This is a genomic window from Brevundimonas sp. FV2ps16, assembly GCF_058681075.1.
In genome coordinates, this window is record NZ_CM178728.1 from 998705 (window position 1) to 1015618 (window position 16914).

Here is a 16914-nt window from a genome sequence, read left to right on the forward strand (position 1 = left end):
TTTTCTAGACCTCGGGCTGAGGCGGCGCCGTGATCACTTCGACATTGTCGTTCAGCAGATAGGACAGCTCCGACAGGGCCGTGGCGCGCTCGGCGGGCGTAGCCGCCGCCTGAACGGCTTCCAGCTTCTTCGGCATATCCTCGGAAATCCCCCGTAGGATGCATTTCAGATCGCCGTCCGTGCCGCGTTCCTTCAGGACCAGATGACCCTGCAGGTCTAGGGCGGCCAGGGCCTCGGCCTGGGCCTTGAAGCCGACGAAGGCCTGGCTGGTGAAGAAGGCCGCGTCTTCGGTCGCTTTTGACGCCGCCCAGCCGTCCACCACGGCCTTCAAGGCGCCGGATCGAGCCACGATGTCGGCGAACAGGGGCTCGCCGGCGACCGAAACAGGCGCGCCGACCGCTGCGGGGGGCTGTTCGGCCGCCAGAGCCACTGCAGGATTGGACATCGACAGGGCGATTGTGAGAGCAAGGCCGCAGGACATGAAGTGACTTCCTGTTTCAGCGTCGGCTAGGACGTTGAACCGGCATACGCCCGACCCGTAAACGAGTGTTTATCTTCTTCTCTCCCGCCTTCTCTCCCCAGAGGACGACCGATGACCCGTGACGACGCCTGGACCGCCTTCGACGCCGCTGCTGAAACGGCCGGCAAGACCCGTATCGTGGATCAGTTCGCCGCCGATCCCGGCCGTCTGGCCCGCATGTCGGTCGAGGCGGCGGGCCTCTATCTGGACCTGTCGAAACAGAGCTGGACCCAGGCCGCCTTCGAGGCCTGCCTCGATCTGGCCCGCGCCAGCGATGTCGAGGGCCGTCGCGCCGCCCTGTTCGCCGGCGAGGCCGTCAACCTGACCGAGGGCCGGGCCGTGCTGCACCCGGCCCTGCGCGCCCCCGCCGGCGCCGACTTCAAGGCCCTGGGCGAGCCGGTCTCGGCCGAGGTGGACGCCGTGCGGGCCGATATGAAAACCTATGCCGACGCCGTACGCTCGGGCGCCGAGGCGGGGGCCACGGGCCGCAAGTTCGAGGCCATCGTCCATGTCGGCATCGGCGGGTCGGACCTGGGCCCGCGCGTGGTCTGGGACGCCCTGCGCCCGCTGGACCCGTCCATCGACCTGCGTTTCGTCGCCAATATCGACCCGCGCGACATGGCCGAGGCCCTGACCGGCCTGGATCCCGAAACCACCTTGGTCGTGGTCGTGTCCAAGACCTTCACCACCCAGGAAACCCTGGCCAACGCCGAGGCCGCCAAGGCCTGGCTGGCCGCCGCCCTGCCGGCCGAGGGCATGACCAAACACTTTATCGGGGTCACCGCCGCGCCTGAAAAGGCGGGCCAATTCGGCTGCGGCCGCACCTTCGCCTTCCGCGACTGGGTCGGCGGCCGCTATTCGCTGTGGTCGGCGGTCAGCCTGTCGTGCGGCATCGCCCTGGGCTGGGACGTGTTCGAAGCCATGCTGGCGGGCGCCGCCGCAATGGATGACCATTTCGTCTCGGCCCCGCTTGAGCAGAACGCCCCGATCCTGCTGGCCCTGGCCCAGGTGTTCAACGTCGACGGTCTGGACCGTCCGGCGCGGACGGTGGCGCCCTACGCCCACGCCCTGCGCCGCCTCCCGTCCTTCCTGCAACAGCTGGAGATGGAGTCGAACGGCAAGCGGGTGCATCGCGACGGAACCCCCGTCACGCGCCAGACCTGCCCGGTGGTGTTCGGCGAGCCGGGCACCAACGGCCAGCACGCCTTCTTCCAGCAGATCCACCAGGGCCCGCAGATCGTCCCGGCCGAGTTCGTGATCGTCGCCAAAACCCATGCCGACGCGCCGGAATCGCCGCTCTGGTCAAACGCCCTGGCCCAGGGGCAGGCCCTGATGCTGGGCAAGACGACCGAAGCCGCGAAGGCGGAAGGCCTGGCCCAGGGTCTGTCGGAGGAAGAGGCCGCCCGTCTGGCGACCCATCGCACCTTCACCGGCAACCGCCCCTCGACCGCCATCGTTATGGACCGTCTGACGCCCGAGACCCTCGGCGCCCTGCTGGCCCTCTATGAGCACAAGACCTTCGTCGAGGGCGTGATCTGGGACATCAACAGCTTCGACCAATGGGGCGTCGAACTGGGCAAGGTCCTGGCCAAGGCGATCCTGAAGGATGTCCACGCCGGCGGCCCGTCCGCCGATCTGGACCCCTCGACGGCGGGCCTGATGACGCGGTTGATGGGCTGAGGCTCACGCCGGCGCGGCGTCGATCGTCAAGACACGCCGGGGGATCGTCTCCCGGCCGGCGGCGAGCGGTGCAGAACCACCGGAAACTCCGGCCAGGCCTCCCAGCCCGGCGCCGTGCCCTTCATGACGGCGACATCGCCGGGATGAAGGGTGCGGACCCGGCGTCGCGTGCCGATGTAGCGCCCGTCCAGATCCTCGCCGATCTCTCCGGCGAAGGCCCATTCCGGCCCCGGCCCCTCATAGGCGACGATCAGGCGCACCGGGACCGCGTCCTGATGAAACCGCGGACAGGCGCGCCGGGTCACGGTCTCGCACCGCGCGCGCCAGGCCTCGCATCCGCTGATCGCCGCCACGATCTCCGCCAATCTTTCGATATCCTGGAGAAACCACTCGGGCGCCGCACCCGATAGGGCGATCCAGCGCCCGTCGCACTCGGCGGTGAAATCAGCCGGGGGCGGGGCGTCGGGCGGCATGGGGCTGGGCCGCGACCAGATCGCCATCCGCACCTGCGGCTCGAACAGGGTGGTGAAGACCGTGGGCGCAAGCCCTTGGACGACTGCGCCGACCGCCATGGAGAACCTTGCTGACCGGGTATGTTATACTATAACGTAACTCTCACAATCGCCCGGCTGTGGTCAAGCTCGGCGCAGCATCCGTGGAGCGCCTTCGTGTCCGAGTTCAAGAAACTGCCCGTCACCGTCCTGTCCGGCTTCCTCGGGGCCGGCAAGACGACCCTGCTCAACCACATCCTGTCGAACCGCGACGGTTTGCGGGTGGCGGTGATCGTCAACGACATGAGCGAGGTGAACATCGACGCCGCCCTGGTGCGCGACGGCGGCGGGGCGGACCTGTCGCGGACGGAGGAACGGCTGGTGGAGATGTCCAACGGCTGTATCTGCTGCACCCTGCGCGAGGATCTGCTGATCGAGGTCGGCACGCTGGCGCGCGAGGGGCGGTTCGATTGCCTGCTGATCGAATCCACCGGGATCTCCGAACCCATGCCGGTCGCCGCCACCTTCGACTTCCGCGACGAGGACGGCTTCAGCCTGTCGGACCTGGCCCGGATCGACACCATGGTCACGGTGGTCGACGCCTTCAACTTCCACCGCGACTATCCCTCCACCGACAGCCTGAAGACCCGCGGTGAACATCTGGGCGAGGACGACGAACGCACGGTGGCCAATCTGCTGATCGACCAGATCGAGTTCGCCGACGTCATCGTGCTGAACAAATGCGACCTGCTGGATGCTGTGCAACTCGGAACGCTGAGGGCGATGATGACCCAGTTCAATCCCCGCGCCCGGATCCTCGAGGCGGTGCGCGGCGTCGTGCCTCTGGACCAGGTCATCGGCACGGGCCTGTTCGATATGGAGCGGGCGGAACAGGCCGCCGGCTGGTCCCAGGCCCTGCGCGGCGAGGTGACGCCCGAGACCGAGGAATACGGTGTCTCCACCTTCGTCTACAGGGCGCGGCGACCCTTCCACCCCCGACGCTTCTACGACCTGCTCAACCGCGAATGGCCCGGCGTCTGGCGCTCCAAGGGCTTCTTCTGGCTGGCCAGCCGGATGGATTACGTCGGCTCCTGGAGCCAGGCCGGGGCGGTGACGGAGCATGAGTGGGGCGGGCTGTGGTGGGCCTCGGCCCCGCGCGAGCGCTGGCCGGACGACAATCTCGAATGGCTGAAGGCGATCGAGGCGGTCTGGCGTCAGCCGTACGGCGACCGCCGCCAGGAGATTGTCCTGATCGGCAAGGACATGAACCGCGATCTGCTGACCTCGATGTTCGACGCCGCCCTGCTGACCCGGTTCGAGATGGAGCGCGGCCCGAAGGGCTGGGCTAGGCTGGAGGATCCCTTCCCGCACTGGGGACCCCGCCAGGACGCGGCGTAACAAAAAAAGGGGCGCCCCGCAGGACGCCCCTTCTTCATCCGACCCGCCTTTTACCAGCGGCGGTCATAGCGGTAGTCGCGGCGATCATCCCGACGGTCATAGCGCTGGTCCCGGCGATAGTCGCGATAGTCGCGGCGCTGCTCCCAGCGCGGATCGCGGCTGTTGATGCCGTGCTCGCGTTCCCAGTGGCCCTGGTTCCGGTAGCACTGGCCGCCGCGATAATATTCGCAGCCCGACCCGCGATTGGACGCCACGGCGCCCAGGGCCGCGCCGGCCAGCGCCCCGCCGGCGATATAGCTGCCGTCGCCGTTGCCGTAGAGGGCGCCGGCCAGGCCGCCCACCGCGGCGCCGATCAAGGCGTTGCGGGCGGAGTTGTCTTCCCCGCGATCACGGTCGCGGTAGGACTGGGCCGAGGCCGGGGCGGCCATCAGGGTCATGGCCACGACCGGAGCGGCGACGACGGCGGTGATCTTCAGCATCTTGGACATGGTCGTCTCCTTTTATTTTCGGGCCGGGTTTCGCGCGTCCGGGTGTGGACGGGCTCCAGCGTTGAGACGGTTCTGCCAGTCCCCGCTTGAACAGGCCCGGAGCCGGCCGTTCATTTGGGGTTCACCTGTCGCGGAAGTTTCGCACGCCCGATGGGGCGGGTCGCCTTGACGCTGGCCTTGGCTCTGACTAACTCCCGCTCGCGTTAGCACTCTCGTCGGTCGGCTGCCAAAGCGGTGATCGAGGGGAGGCTGGCCCACCGTTTTCAAGTCGCCCCCGTCCGGGGGTACAAAAGGAGAGAACCGATGGCGTTTCGTCCGCTCGGCGACCGCGTGCTGGTCAAGCGCGTTGAAGAAGAATCCAAGACCAAGGGCGGGATCATCATCCCCGACACCGCCAAGGAAAAGCCGCAGGAAGGCGAAGTCGTCTCCGTCGGCCCCGGCGCCCGCGACGACAGCGGCAAGGTCAATGCTCTTGAACTGAAGGCCGGCGACCGCATCCTGTTCGGCAAGTGGTCGGGCACGGAAGTGAAGATCGACGGCGAAGACCTGATCATCATGAAAGAGTCGGACGTCCTAGGCGTCCTGTCCTGAACGTGACTCGTGATGCGTGACTCGTGAGCGGCGCGTGATCGCGCCCTTACGAACCGCATCAATCACGACTCACGATTCACCACTCACCTTTTTAAAGGAGCAGCCCGCATGGCCGCTAAAATCGTACACTTCAACACCGACGCGCGCGACAAGATGCTGCGCGGCGTCAACGTTCTCGCCAACGCCGTCAAGGTGACCCTGGGTCCCAAGGGCCGCAACGTCGTGATCCAGAAGTCCTTCGGCGCCCCGCGCTCGACCAAGGACGGCGTGTCGGTCGCCAAAGAGATCGAGCTGGAAGACGCCTTCGAGAACATGGGCGCCCAGATGATCCGCGAAGTCGCGTCGAAGACGAACGACAAGGCGGGCGACGGCACCACCACCGCGACCGTCCTGGCTCAGGCCATCGTGCAAGAGGGCCTGAAGGCCGTCGCCGCCGGCATGAACCCGATGGATCTGAAGCGCGGCATCGACAAGGCCGTCGGCCTGGTGCTGGAAGAGATCAAGGCCAAGTCCAAGCCGGTCTCGAACAACTCGGAAATCGCCCAGGTCGGCACCATCTCGGCCAACGGCGACTCGGAAATCGGTGAGCTGATCGCCCAGGCCATGGCCAAGGTCGGCAACGAAGGCGTGATCACCGTCGAAGAAGCCAAGACCGCCGACACCACCGTCGACGTCGTCGAAGGCATGCAGTTCGACCGCGGCTATCTGTCGCCCTACTTCATCACCAACGCCGACAAGATGGAGGCTGTTCTCGAAGAGCCCCTCATCCTGCTGTTCGAGAAGAAGCTGACCTCGCTGCAAGCCATGCTGCCGATCCTGGAAGCCGTGGTGCAGTCGGGCCGTCCGCTGCTGATCATCGCCGAGGACATCGAAGGCGAAGCCCTGGCCACCCTGGTGGTCAACAAGCTGCGCGGCGGCCTGCGCGTCGCCGCCGTCAAGGCGCCGGGCTTCGGTGATCGCCGCAAGGCCATGCTGGAAGACATCGCCATCCTGACGGGCGGCCAGGTCATCTCGGAAGACCTGGGCATCAAGCTCGAGACCGTCACCCTCGACATGCTCGGCAAGGCCAAGAAGGTCTCGATCACCAAGGATGACACCACCATCGTCGAAGGCGTCGGCGAGAAGGAAGCCATCGAAGCCCGCGTGGCCCAGATCAAGCGCCAGATCGAAGACACCACCTCCGACTACGACAAGGAAAAGCTGCAGGAACGTCTGGCCAAGCTGGCCGGCGGCGTCGCGGTTCTCCGCGTCGGCGGCTCGACCGAAGTCGAAGTGAAGGAAAAGAAGGACCGCGTCGACGACGCCCTGAACGCCACGCGCGCCGCGGCTGACGAAGGCATCGTTCCCGGCGGCGGCATCGCCCTGCTGAAGGCCTCCAAGATCCTGGCCGACGTCAAGGGCGACAACGCCGACCAGAACGCCGGCATCGCCATCATCCGTCGCGCCCTGCAGGCTCCGATCCGTCAGATCGCCGAAAACTCCGGCGTCGAAGGCTCGATCGTGGTCGGCAAGGTTCTGGAAAACGACGACGCCTCGTTCGGCTTCAACGCCCAGACCGAGGAATACGGCGACCTGGTCAAGATGGGCGTCATCGACCCCGCCAAGGTCGTCCGCACGGCCCTGCAAGACGCCGCTTCGGTGGCCGGCATCCTGATCACCACGGAAGCCGCCGTCGCCGACGCCCCCAAGAAGTCGGGCGGCTCTTCGTCCCCTGACATGGGCGGCATGGGCGGCATGGGCGGAATGGACTTCTAAGTCCAAGTCACTCCAGGCTGGAAATGCAGAAGGGCGGGACCGCAAGGTCCCGCCCTTTTTCTTTGGCCGCTCAGGCCGCGCCGGCCATCCCAATTCCGCAACCCGAATCCAGTCTTTTCAGACCTTTATCTTCCTGAGCCGCGCTTCAACCCACCACGCTCCAAAACCGTGCGACACTCTCCTCCACACGGTCTTTGAAAATCGAATCCTCACCCCGTCGCGCTCTCGGCAAATGGCGCTTTTGGCGCTTTGTCACCCTGTTTTCGTGACAGCGCCATTCGCCGCCGCCCAGCCGCCCAGCCGCCCAGTCCCTGACGTCAAAGGTTGCGCGCATCCGTCGTCGGACAGCCGGGGTTTGGACCCGGCCTTCAGATATGGATGGCGTGGCCCAGGGCCCGCAGGGAGGCCTCGTGGAAGGCCTCGCCCAGGGTCGGGTGGACGTGGATGGTCCCCGCCACATCCTCCAGCACCGCTCCCATCTCCAGCATTTGGGCGAAGCTGTTCGACAGCTCAGACACATGCTGGCCGACCGCCTGGACGCCCAGGATGCGGTGATCCGACTTGGAGGCGATGACCCGCACGAAGCCACCGTCCTCGCCCGCCTCGATGGCCAGGGCCCGGCCGATGGCGGCGAAGGGGAAGACGCTGGTGATCACGTCGTCGCGGCCCGCGACCTCGTTCGGACCCAGGCCCGCCGAAACAATCTCCGGCTCGGTGAAACAGACGGCGGCGATGGTGACCGGATCGAACAACCGGTCATGACCCGCGATGATCTCCGCGACCACTTCCCCTTGGGCCGAGCCCTTGTGGGCCAGCATGGGTTCGCCGGTCAGGTCGCCCACGGCCCAGACATTCTTCATGCTGGTGGCGCAGCGCTGGTCGATCTTCACGAACGGCCCGGCCATGGCCACGCCCATGTTCTCCAGCCCCCAGCCTTGCGTGCGCGGACGACGGCCGACCGTGACCAGCACCTTGTCGGCGTCCAGCTGCAGCGGTTCGCCGTCCCTGGTCGTGACGTTCAGCTTGCCGTTCCCGAACCCGCCGGCGCGCGCGCCCAGGTGCAGCTCCACCCCGTGCGTCTCCAGCCATTTGGCGACCGGATCGGTCAGGGCCTTGTCATAGAGCGGCAGGATCCGCTCGGCCATTTCGACGATGGCCACTTCCGCGCCCAGCTTCCGGAAGGCGATGCCGAGCTCCAGGCCGATATAGCCCCCGCCGACCACGACCAGCTTCTTCGGGACCTCCGACAGGCTCAGCGCCTCGGTCGAGGAGATGACGTCGCCGCCGAACTGCAGGAAGGGCAGTTCGACCGGCTCCGACCCCGTGGCCAGGATGACGTGTTCGGCCGTGATGCGGATCTCGCCGTCGTCAGTCTTGACGATACAGGTCTTGGCGTCCTCGAACTTCGCCCAGCCCTTGATGACCTTGACCTTGGCCTTCTTCAGCAGGGCCGCGACCCCGGCGTTCAGCTTACGGACGATCCCGTCCTTCCATTCGACCGTCTGCTTCAGGTCGATGGCCGGCTTGGCCGCCGTGATCCCCAGCGTCCCGCCCCCGGCCGCCTTGGCCACCGTCTCGAACTTGCCCGCCGCATGGATGATGGCCTTGGACGGAATACAGCCGACGTTCAGGCAGGTCCCGCCCAGGCCGTCGCCGCCGTCCACCAGCACAGCGTCCAGCCCCAGCTGGCCGCAGCGGATCCCCGCGACATAGCCGCCGGTGCCCGCGCCGATGATCAGGACTTTGGTCTTCAACTGTTGCATGTAGCCCGTAAGGGTTAGAGGACGTAGGGAGCGCGAACACCCGGCTCATCGGCCGGAAAATCCTTGGTGTTGCGGGTGATCAATAGGCGGCCCTCCACCTGCGCCGTCGCCCAGATCATGGCGTCGGGCAGTTTGATCCGATGGGCCTGCCTCAGAGCGACGGCGCGTTCCGCGATCCGATCATCGACAGCTGCAATCTGGTAGCCGCTGAGATAGCGGCGCGTAGGCTCCGCCTTGTCGCCCTGGGCTCCCGCCATCACTTCGATCCAGGTGACGATGCTGATGGCGCGGTCCTGGTACCGCTCGATTTCGGCATCCGCCTCAGGATAGGCGTTCAAATGATCGATCAGGATGTTGGTGTCAAAAAGCGCTGCTACCATTCGCTACGCAGCTTCTCTTGGTACTCCAGCCCGTCCATGGCGCGATCGCCCCATAGGCCGAATCCTTCCTTGATCCGGCTTTGCTTGTGACGCGCGACATAGTCGTCAATGGCGGCGCGGATCACGGCGGCGCGGGGCCGCTGCTCGCGCTTGGCCAAGTCGTCCAGTGCGGCGACCTGGGTCTCATTGGCGTCCACGAGAATACGCATCTCAAGCCTCCATGATATATGATGTGTATATCATGTTGGCGCGTTCACATCCACAAGGTCGCTGGCTGCTCCAGAAGTCCCTTGATCCGCTGGACGAACACCGCCGCATCATGCCCGTCGACGATCCGGTGATCGAAGCTGGACGACAGGTTCATCATCTTGCGCACCACCATCTGGCCGTCGCGGACCACGACCCGTTCGGCGATCTTGTTGGGGCCGACGATGGCGACCTCGGGGTGGTTGATGATCGGGGTGTGGACCACCCCGCCCAGCGTCCCCAGCGAGGTGATGGTGATGGTCGAGCCCGACAGTTCCTCGCGCTTGGCCGAACCATCCTTGGCCGCGCCCGAGACGCGGGCGATCTCCAGCGCCGTATCCCAGGCGTCGCGCGCCTCGGCGTGGCGGACCACCGGCACCATCAGCCCGTTCGGCGTCTGGGCGGCGATGCCCAGATGGACCGGGGCGTGCTGGGTCAGGACGCCCGCCTCGTCGTCATAATGGGCGTTGATCTGCGGCTGGTCGCGCAGGGCCACCACGATGGCGCGGGCGAGGAAGGGCAGCAGGTTCAGCTTGGGCTGATCCTTCGCCTTGGTCGCGTTCAGGTGGGCGCGCAGCTCCTCCAGCGCCGTGACGTCGATCTCCTCCACATAGGTGATGTGGGGAATGCGGCGCACGCTCTCGGCCATCTTCTCCGCGATCTTGCGGCGCAGGCCGATGATGCGAACCTCGGTGGCTCCCTCGGCGCGGGCGAAGGTCGAGCCGGCCGCCGGAGCGGACGCCGGCTGGGCGCCGCCGCGCGCGATGAAGCCGTCCAGGTCTTCGTGGGTGATCCGCCCGGCTGGGCCGGAGCCGGGCACGAAGGTCAGGTCCACGCCCAGGTCGCGCGCGCGGTTGCGCACGGCGGGCGAGGCGGACGGGCGTTCGCCGGGGGAGCGGCCGGTCAGGGCGGGGGCGACGGACTTGCCCCCCTCCCCCGCTGCGCGGGTACTCCCCCCAGGGGGGGGAGATTTAATCGTCTCCTCCCCGCGCGAAGCGGGGGGAGGTGGTTCGGAGCGAAGCGGAGAGACGGAGGGGCTCTTGGCGACATTGCCTGCGCCCGCCACATCGAACGCCACCAGCGGCCCGCCGACCGGAACCTGCTGCCCCGCCTCGCCGTACAGGGCGACGACGACGCCGGCGACCGGCGAGGTGATCTCCACCGTGGCCTTGTCGGTCATGATGTCGGCGATGATCTGGTCTTCTTCGACCGCATCCCCGACCTTGACGTGCCAGCCGACCAGCTCGGCCTCGGCCGTGCCTTCGCCGACGTCGGGCAGTTTGAAGACGTAGTTGCCGGTGGGTGCGGCGTCAGCCCCATCCGTCGCCTTCGGCGCCACCTCCCCTAAAGGGGGAGAATTGGATGCTGCGCGATCTCCCCCCCTTGGGGGGAGCACCGGCGAAGCCGGGGAGGGGGGCGTCGCTTCCTCCGCATTCCCCGCCCCTTCGACCTCGAACTCCACCAGCGGCCCGCGCACCGGCACCATGGCGCCGGGCTCGCCGTGCAGGGCGATGACCTTGCCGGACACAGGGGCGGTGATCTCGACGGTGGCCTTGTCGGTCATGACATCGGCGACGATCTGGTCCTCGGCGACCGTGTCGCCGACCTTGACGTGCCAGCCGACCAGCTCGGCCTCGGCGGTGCCTTCGCCCACGTCGGGCAGTTTGAAGACGAAACGACCCATATCAGCGTCCTCCGGTCATGACGCTCTTCAAGGCGTCTGCGACCCTTTGCGGTCCGGGGAAATATTCCCATTCGAAAGCATGGGGATAGGGCGTGTCCCAGCCGGTGACGCGGGCGATGGGCGCCTCCAGATGATAGAAGCAGCGCTCCTGAACCAGGGCCGACAGTTCGCCGCCGAAGCCCGAGGTCTTGGGCGCCTCGTGCACGATGACGCAGCGGCCAGTCTTCTTCACGCTGGCCTCGATGGTCTCGATGTCCAGCGGCACGAGCGAGCGCAGATCGATGACCTCGGCGTCCACGCCGGCGTGTTCAGCGCCGGCCAGGGCGACCCAGACCATGGTGCCATAGGCCAGGATGGTGACGTCGTTCCCCTCGCGCATGACCCGCGCCTTGCCGATGGGCTCGACATATTTGCCCGTCGGCACCTGGGCCAATCCTTGCGCCTTCCACGGCGAGACCGGTTTCTCGTGCCAGCCGTCGAACGGGCCGTTGTACAGGCGTTTCGGCTCGAAGAAGACGACCGGGTCGTCATCCTCGATGGCGGCGATCAACAGGCCCTTGGCGTCATAGGGGTTGGATGGGATGACGACCTTCAGCCCCGCGATATGGGTGAACAGGCTTTCCGGCGACTGGCTGTGGGTCTGGCCGCCGAAGATTCCGCCGCCATAGGGCGAACGCACCACGATGGGGCTGGTGAACTGGCCGCCCGAGCGATAGCGCATCTTGGCCGCTTCCGAGACGATCTGATCGTAGGCCGGATAGATGTAGTCGGCGAACTGGATCTCGACGACCGGCCGCAGACCATAGGCGCCCATGCCGATGGCGGCGGCGACGATGCCGCACTCGCTGATCGGGGCGTCGAAGCTGCGGGTCAGGCCGTGCTTCTGTTGCAGCTTGTCGGTGACGCGGAAGACGCCGCCGAAATAGCCGGCGTCCTCGCCGAACGACAGGACATTGGCGTCCTCGCCCATCTTGACGTCGATGGCCGAGTTCAGGGCCTGGATCATGTTCATCGGCTGTACGCCCGTGCCCGTCGCTTCCGAGGCGGGGGCGGCGTTCTGGTCGACCATGTCCGGCTCGACGCCGTCGTTGCGATCGGCGTCGGTGAAGGTGGTTTGCTCAGCCATGGTCAGACCCCCACCTCGCGGCGCTGTTCGATCAGCCGCCAGTCTTCGGTCGCATAGACCTCCTCGAACATCGTCTTCACGCTGGGGCGCGACTGGCCCAGGGTGCCGATGGCCTCGGATTCCTTGCCGGCGGCGCGGACCTGTTCGACGGCCTCGCGCAAGGCCGTGGCGTGGCGCTCGTCATCCCACTCGCCGATTACGGTCAGGTGCTGGCGCAGACGGTCCAGCGGATCGCCCAGCGGCCATTTCTCGTGCTCGTCGCCGGGGCGATAGCGGCTGGGATCGTCGGAGGTCGAGTGCGGGGCCCCGCGATAGGTGAACAGTTCGATCACCGTCGCCCCCTGGTTCGACCGGGCGCGCTCTTCGGCCCACTGGGTCGCCGCCCAGACCGCCAGGAAGTCGTTGCCGTCCACCCGCAGGGCCGGCAGGCCATAGCCGATGGCCTTGGAGGCGAATGTGGTTTCCAGCCCGCCTGCTATGCCCTGGAAGGAACTGATGGCCCACTGGTTGTTGACGATGTTCAGGATGACTGGCGCGCGATAGACGGATGCGAAGGTCAGGGCGTTGTGGAAATCGCCTTCCGCCGTGGCGCCGTCGCCGATCCAGCTGATGGCGATCTTGTCGTCGCCCTTGTAGGCGCTGGCCATGGCCCAGCCGACGGCCTGCGGAACCTGGGTGCCCAGATTGCCGCTGATGGTGAAGAAGCCATAGTCCTTGGCCGAATACATGATCGGCAGCTGGCGGCCTTTGATCGGGTCCGCCGCGTTCGAGTAGATCTGGTTCATCATCTCGACCAGCGGATAGCCGCGCGCGATCAGCAGCCCCTGCTGGCGATAGGTCGGGAAGCCCATGTCCTCGCGCGACAGCAGCATGCCCTGCGCCACCGCGATGGCCTCCTCGCCGGTGCACTTCATATAGAAGCTGGTCTTGCCCTGGCGGTGGGCCCGGTGCATCCGGTCGTCGAAGGCGCGGGTCAGGATCATGGCCTTCAGGCCGCGACGCAGGGTCTCGGGGTCCAGACGCGGATTCCACGGGCCGACCGCATTGCCTTCGTCGTCTAGCACGCGGATCAGCCGGAACGCGTGGTCGCGCATCTCATAGGGCGTCGTCGCCACGTCAGGCCGTTCGACGGCCCCGGCGGGGTCCATCGACAGATGACTGAAGTCCGGCGCATCGCCCGGCCGGCCCGACGGCTCCGGCACGCGAAGCGACAGCGGGCGGCTGTTCTTTTGGTTCAATTTGTCGTTCATGCGGGCGTCCATGTCCGTTCGGGGGTCCGTCCGTGTTTTCTCTGGACGTTTGATAACACGGCGCCTAAGCAGGTGCTCGCTCAATTTGACCTTGCGAAATCCCGATTTAGGGTATTTTATTTCGCCATACTGTTAATCGGAGAAACGCATTGGCGGACGAACTCGATCCCATCGACGCTCGGATCCTGGATATCCTGCAACAAGACGCCGGCTTGTCGGTGGCGGAGGTCGCGGACCGGGTCGGTCTGTCGGCCTCGCCCTGCTGGCGCCGGATCAAACGACTGGAAGATTCCGGTCTGATCACCAAGCGCGTAACCCTTTTGAACGCGCAACTGCTGGGCCTCGACTTCGAGGTCTACGCCATCGTCAAGCTGATGCTGCCGTCGGCCGAGAACCTCGACATCTTCGAGGCCGCCGTCGCCAAATGGCCGGAAGTGGTTCAGTGCGCCACCATTACGGGGCGCGAGGACTATGTCCTGCGGATCATCACGTCCGACATGCACGCCTTCGACAAATTCCTGCGTGAGAAGCTGCTGGCCCTGGGCATTGTCTCGGACTGCGAGAGCCATATCGTCACCCGTGGCGTGAAGAATGTGACCGCCCTGCCTCTTGGCATAGTGACCCCTCACGTCGGATAAGACTGTTCGGCGGACCTTTCCACTGAGGGCCGTGGTCCGCCGAGGGGATGCCGAACATGATCGAACTGGTGATCGACGCGCGCCGCAAGGACCTGGGCGGGTTCGAGGTCGGCCGCGTCCTGCCCTTCCATTCGCGCCGGATGGTCGGGCCCTTCATCTTCCTGGACCAGATGGGGCCGGCCGAGTTCGCGCCGGGCGCCACGGCCATCGACGTGCGGCCGCACCCGCACATCGGTCTGTCGACCCTCACCTATCTGTTCGAGGGCGAGATCATGCACCATGACAACCTCGGCTATAACCAGCCCATCCGCCCCGGCGAGGTGAACTGGATGACCGCCGGCAAGGGCATCGTCCATTCCGAACGCACCGACCCGCTGAAGAAGAGCCGCGGCGGGCCGATGCACGGGATGCAGGCCTGGATCGCCCTGCCCGACGAGGCCGAGGAGATCGATCCGTCCTTCCACCACCTGGATGAGAACGCCCAGCCCGCCTATGAGAACGGCGGCCTGTTCGCGCGTCTGGTGGCGGGCGAGGCCTACGGCGCCAAGGCCGGCGTGCCGGTGTCGTCGCCGCTGTTCTATGTCCACTGGGAGCTTCAGCCCGGCGTCCGCACCGCCCCCCCTCCGGGCAAGGGCGCCGGCGGCATGAGCGAACGCGCCCTGTTCGTGGCCAAGGGCTCCATCGAGGTCGGCGACCGCACCTTCCACGAAGGCCAGATGATCGTGCTGGAGCCGACGGCCGAGCCGACCATCAAGGCCCTGGTCCAGTCCAGCGTCATGGTCCTGGGCGGCGAGCCGGTGGGTGAACGGCTGATCTGGTGGAATTTCGTCGCCTCCAGCCAGGCTCGCATCGACCAGGCCAAGGCCGACTGGAAGGCGGGGCGGATGAAACTGCCCAGCGAGGATGACCTCGAGTTCATCCCCCTGCCGGACGAACCCGCCAAGGCTCAGGCCGCGCCGGCCCCGGTCGAACCTCCGCCCACAGATCCGGTTTGATTTCTCCCTCCCCTTCATGGGGAGGGGCGGCGGAGCGTAGCGTAGCCGGGGTGGGGCAGTCAGACCTCGCTCCGCCCTAACGCCCCCACCCGGATCGCTGCGCGATCATCCCTCCCCATAAAGGGGAGGGAGAACAAGCCCGCCATTTGCCCCCGCTGCCGCAACCCGCTAACGCGTCCCGCATGAACTGCGATTTCGACGCCCAGGTCACCGCCGCCCTGTTCGACTGCACCGGCGCTGTCTTCGCCCTCGGCGACGGCTCGGTCCGTTTCGAGGATGGCGCGAAGGTCCAGGCCCATGACGGGGCTGTGCTCTGCGCCGCCGTCCACCCGACCGGCGACGGCGTCGTCACCGGCGGCGACGACGGCCAGGTGGTCTGGAGCCGCCGCGGCGCCGAACCCGCCGTCCTGACCACGGCCAAGAACCAGTGGATCGACTCGATCGACGCCTCGCCCGCCTCGGGCCTGATCGCCTTCTCCTGGGGCCGCACCCTGTCGGTGATCGATCCGAAGGACGCCGGCTTCCGCCGCGATTTTCAGCACGAACGCACCGTCTCCGGTGTCGCCTTCGAGCCCAAGGGCCGGCGGATCGCCGCCTCGACCTACGGCGGCGCAGCCCTCTGGTACGCCCGGATCGAGAAGCAGCAGCCGGTCAAACTGGCCTGGGCCGGTTCGCACACCGCCGTCGCCTTTTCCCCCGACGGGGCCTTTGTGGTCACCACCATGCAGGACAGTCAGCTGCACGGCTGGCGGCTGAAGGACGCCAAGAACCTGCGCATGGGCGGCTATCCGTCCAAGGTCCGCTCGCTGGCCTTCCTCGCCAACGGCCAGCTTCTGGCCACCTCGGGCGCCCAAGGCGCAGTCCTGTGGCCCTTCGTCGGCTCGAACGGCCCCATGGGGCGCGAGGCGAGCGAGATCGGCTATGACGACTCTACCCTGGTCAATCTGGTCTCGGCCCGGACGGAACATGGCCTGTTGGCCGCCGGCCTGACCGACGGCCGCGTGTGGGTCGCCCATCCGGCCGCCCAGGGGCTGAACTTCGTCAAGGCCGAGAAGGGCCCGGCCATCGTCGCCCTGTCCCTCAGCCCGGCCGCGGACAAGGTCGCCTGGGCCGACGAGGACGGGGCCGCCGGCGTGGCGATCCTGTAATGGCGCGCGGGCGGAAAAAGGCCTGGTCCCGCGCGGCCCTGATCGCCCTGGCGGTCCTGGCCCTGCTGCCGATCGGCGGGGTGCTGATCGTCGCCGTCCTGCCGCCCGCCCCCACTATATTGATGCTGCGCCAGGCCGTGCGCGGCGAGGGTCTGGACTATCAGTGGCGCGGTCTGAACGATATCTCGCCCAATCTGGTCAACGCCGCCATCGCCGCCGAGGACGCCCGTTTCTGCAGCCACCACGGCTTCGACATTGAGGCGATCCAGAAGGCGCTGGATCACAACGCCGAGGGAGGCCGTATCCGCGGCGGCTCGACCATCAGCCAGCAGACGGCCAAGAACGTCTTCCTCTGGCCAGGCCGCGACTGGATCCGCAAGGGATTCGAGGCCGGCTATACCGTCCTGATCGAGGCCGTCTGGTCCAAGCGCCGGATCATGGAGGTCTATCTGAACGTGGTCGAATGGGCGCCGGGCGTCTATGGCGCCCAGGCCGCCGCCCAGCACTGGTTCGGCAAGGACGCCGCCGACCTGACCCCGCGCGAGGCGGCCCGCCTCGCCGCCATCCTGCCCGCCCCGCGTCGCTACAAGGCCGCCTCGCCCGGTCCCTATGTCCGCCGGCGCGCCTCACGCATCCAGGCCGCCATGGGCACGGTCCGCAACGACGGCCTGAACGCCTGCGTCCGGCTCAAGTAGGCCGAAGGCCGATAGCCAAGAACAATCTCCGTTGAACGGCGTCGCTTGACGGCGGATCAGGCCTGA

The 16914-nt window shown here is 66.9% G+C and carries 17 protein-coding genes; 8 read left to right on the forward strand and 9 right to left on the reverse strand.

Annotation, left to right across the window (positions count from 1 at the left end; translation table 11 throughout):
- Positions 1-4: 4 nt before the first annotated feature.
- Positions 5-481 carry a hypothetical protein gene (locus ACW170_RS04720; RefSeq protein ID WP_492088520.1) on the reverse strand — a complete coding sequence of 159 codons (477 nt, stop codon included), beginning with the start codon at positions 479-481 and terminating at the stop codon, positions 5-7.
- Positions 482-592: 111 nt separating this feature from the next.
- Here ACW170_RS04720 and pgi point away from each other — a divergent pair, with 111 nt between their 5' ends.
- On the forward strand, positions 593-2200 hold the full coding sequence (gene pgi / locus ACW170_RS04725) for a glucose-6-phosphate isomerase (RefSeq protein WP_492088521.1): 1608 nt from the start codon (positions 593-595) through the stop codon (positions 2198-2200).
- A 26-nt stretch (positions 2201-2226) separates the two neighbouring features.
- Here the strand turns inward: pgi and ACW170_RS04730 are convergent, their stop codons facing one another.
- Positions 2227-2772, reverse strand: a complete 546-nt coding sequence (locus ACW170_RS04730) for a DUF1826 domain-containing protein (protein ID WP_492088522.1) — start codon at positions 2770-2772, stop codon at positions 2227-2229.
- A 96-nt stretch (positions 2773-2868) separates the two neighbouring features.
- Between ACW170_RS04730 and zigA the strand changes: the two genes are divergently transcribed.
- Positions 2869-4089, forward strand: coding sequence for a zinc metallochaperone GTPase ZigA (gene zigA / locus ACW170_RS04735; RefSeq protein WP_492088523.1), 1221 nt, complete (start codon positions 2869-2871; stop codon positions 4087-4089).
- Positions 4090-4139: 50 nt separating this feature from the next.
- Here zigA and ACW170_RS04740 read toward each other — a convergent pair whose 3' ends face one another.
- On the reverse strand, positions 4140-4577 hold the full coding sequence (locus tag ACW170_RS04740) for a hypothetical protein (protein ID WP_492088524.1): 438 nt from the start codon (positions 4575-4577) through the stop codon (positions 4140-4142).
- Positions 4578-4880: 303 nt separating this feature from the next.
- Here ACW170_RS04740 and groES point away from each other — a divergent pair, with 303 nt between their 5' ends.
- Positions 4881-5168, forward strand: a complete 288-nt coding sequence (groES, locus tag ACW170_RS04745; RefSeq protein ID WP_123288102.1) for a co-chaperone GroES — start codon at positions 4881-4883, stop codon at positions 5166-5168.
- Positions 5169-5276: 108 nt separating this feature from the next.
- Positions 5277-6923: a chaperonin GroEL gene (gene groL, locus ACW170_RS04750; protein ID WP_492088525.1), complete on the forward strand. Its 1647-nt coding sequence runs from the start codon at positions 5277-5279 to the stop codon at positions 6921-6923.
- Between the two features lie 368 nt (positions 6924-7291).
- Here the strand turns inward: groL and lpdA are convergent, their stop codons facing one another.
- From lpdA to ACW170_RS04780, 6 genes are read right to left on the reverse strand one after another with little or no spacing between them, the layout of a single operon-like run.
- Positions 7292-8686 (reverse strand): dihydrolipoyl dehydrogenase, encoded by a 1395-nt coding sequence (lpdA, locus tag ACW170_RS04755; protein ID WP_492088526.1) that lies wholly within the window; start codon positions 8684-8686, stop codon positions 7292-7294.
- A 14-nt stretch (positions 8687-8700) separates the two neighbouring features.
- Positions 8701-9066, reverse strand: coding sequence for a type II toxin-antitoxin system VapC family toxin (locus ACW170_RS04760; protein WP_492088527.1), 366 nt, complete (start codon positions 9064-9066; stop codon positions 8701-8703).
- Positions 9060-9275, reverse strand: coding sequence for a ribbon-helix-helix protein, CopG family (locus ACW170_RS04765; RefSeq protein ID WP_492088528.1), 216 nt, complete (start codon positions 9273-9275; stop codon positions 9060-9062). Before ACW170_RS04765 ends, ACW170_RS04760 begins: the two co-directional genes overlap by 7 nt.
- A gap of 44 nt (positions 9276-9319) precedes the next feature.
- Positions 9320-10996 carry a dihydrolipoyl dehydrogenase family protein gene (locus ACW170_RS04770; RefSeq protein WP_492088529.1) on the reverse strand — a complete coding sequence of 559 codons (1677 nt, stop codon included), beginning with the start codon at positions 10994-10996 and terminating at the stop codon, positions 9320-9322.
- A 1-nt stretch (position 10997) separates the two neighbouring features.
- Complete coding sequence (locus tag ACW170_RS04775; RefSeq protein WP_492088530.1) at positions 10998-12122, reverse strand: alpha-ketoacid dehydrogenase subunit beta; 1125 nt, start codon at positions 12120-12122, stop codon at positions 10998-11000.
- 2 nt (positions 12123-12124) lie between these two features.
- Positions 12125-13372: a 3-methyl-2-oxobutanoate dehydrogenase (2-methylpropanoyl-transferring) subunit alpha gene (locus tag ACW170_RS04780; protein WP_492088531.1), complete on the reverse strand. Its 1248-nt coding sequence runs from the start codon at positions 13370-13372 to the stop codon at positions 12125-12127.
- A 149-nt stretch (positions 13373-13521) separates the two neighbouring features.
- Between ACW170_RS04780 and ACW170_RS04785 the strand changes: the two genes are divergently transcribed.
- The 4 genes from ACW170_RS04785 to mtgA all read left to right on the forward strand — a co-directional run bounded on the left by ACW170_RS04785 (position 13522) and on the right by mtgA (position 16848).
- The gene (locus tag ACW170_RS04785) at positions 13522-14010 is read left to right on the forward strand and encodes an Lrp/AsnC family transcriptional regulator (protein WP_166621736.1); all 489 of its coding nucleotides are present in this window, start codon (positions 13522-13524) and stop codon (positions 14008-14010) included.
- 56 nt (positions 14011-14066) lie between these two features.
- On the forward strand, positions 14067-15005 hold the full coding sequence (locus ACW170_RS04790) for a pirin family protein (RefSeq protein ID WP_492088532.1): 939 nt from the start codon (positions 14067-14069) through the stop codon (positions 15003-15005).
- Between the two features lie 182 nt (positions 15006-15187).
- Positions 15188-16153, forward strand: coding sequence for a WD40 repeat domain-containing protein (locus tag ACW170_RS04795; protein ID WP_492088533.1), 966 nt, complete (start codon positions 15188-15190; stop codon positions 16151-16153).
- Complete coding sequence (gene mtgA, locus ACW170_RS04800; RefSeq protein WP_492088534.1) at positions 16153-16848, forward strand: monofunctional biosynthetic peptidoglycan transglycosylase; 696 nt, start codon at positions 16153-16155, stop codon at positions 16846-16848. Before ACW170_RS04795 ends, mtgA begins: the two co-directional genes overlap by 1 nt.
- The last annotated feature ends 66 nt before the right edge of the window (positions 16849-16914 follow it).

Excerpts from the sequence above, each read along its gene's own strand:
- ACW170_RS04760 (WP_492088527.1), bottom strand. The coding sequence starts at position 9,066 with ATGGTAGCAGCGCTTTTTGACACCAACATCCTGATCGATCATTTGAAC.
- ACW170_RS04765 (WP_492088528.1), bottom strand. The coding sequence starts at position 9,275 with ATGCGTATTCTCGTGGACGCCAATGAGACCCAGGTCGCCGCACTGGAC.
- mtgA (WP_492088534.1), top strand. The coding sequence starts at position 16,153 with ATGGCGCGCGGGCGGAAAAAGGCCTGGTCCCGCGCGGCCCTGATCGCC.
- ACW170_RS04730 (WP_492088522.1), bottom strand. The coding sequence starts at position 2,772 with ATGGCGGTCGGCGCAGTCGTCCAAGGGCTTGCGCCCACGGTCTTCACC.
- ACW170_RS04795 (WP_492088533.1), top strand. The coding sequence starts at position 15,188 with ATGAACTGCGATTTCGACGCCCAGGTCACCGCCGCCCTGTTCGACTGC.
- ACW170_RS04775 (WP_492088530.1), bottom strand. The coding sequence starts at position 12,122 with ATGGCTGAGCAAACCACCTTCACCGACGCCGATCGCAACGACGGCGTC.
- ACW170_RS04740 (WP_492088524.1), bottom strand. The coding sequence starts at position 4,577 with ATGTCCAAGATGCTGAAGATCACCGCCGTCGTCGCCGCTCCGGTCGTG.
- ACW170_RS04790 (WP_492088532.1), top strand. The coding sequence starts at position 14,067 with ATGATCGAACTGGTGATCGACGCGCGCCGCAAGGACCTGGGCGGGTTC.
- pgi (WP_492088521.1), top strand. The coding sequence starts at position 593 with ATGACCCGTGACGACGCCTGGACCGCCTTCGACGCCGCTGCTGAAACG.
- ACW170_RS04720 (WP_492088520.1), bottom strand. The coding sequence starts at position 481 with ATGTCCTGCGGCCTTGCTCTCACAATCGCCCTGTCGATGTCCAATCCT.
- lpdA (WP_492088526.1), bottom strand. The coding sequence starts at position 8,686 with ATGCAACAGTTGAAGACCAAAGTCCTGATCATCGGCGCGGGCACCGGC.
- groL (WP_492088525.1), top strand. The coding sequence starts at position 5,277 with ATGGCCGCTAAAATCGTACACTTCAACACCGACGCGCGCGACAAGATG.
- ACW170_RS04770 (WP_492088529.1), bottom strand. The coding sequence starts at position 10,996 with ATGGGTCGTTTCGTCTTCAAACTGCCCGACGTGGGCGAAGGCACCGCC.
- ACW170_RS04780 (WP_492088531.1), bottom strand. The coding sequence starts at position 13,372 with ATGAACGACAAATTGAACCAAAAGAACAGCCGCCCGCTGTCGCTTCGC.
- groES (WP_123288102.1), top strand. The coding sequence starts at position 4,881 with ATGGCGTTTCGTCCGCTCGGCGACCGCGTGCTGGTCAAGCGCGTTGAA.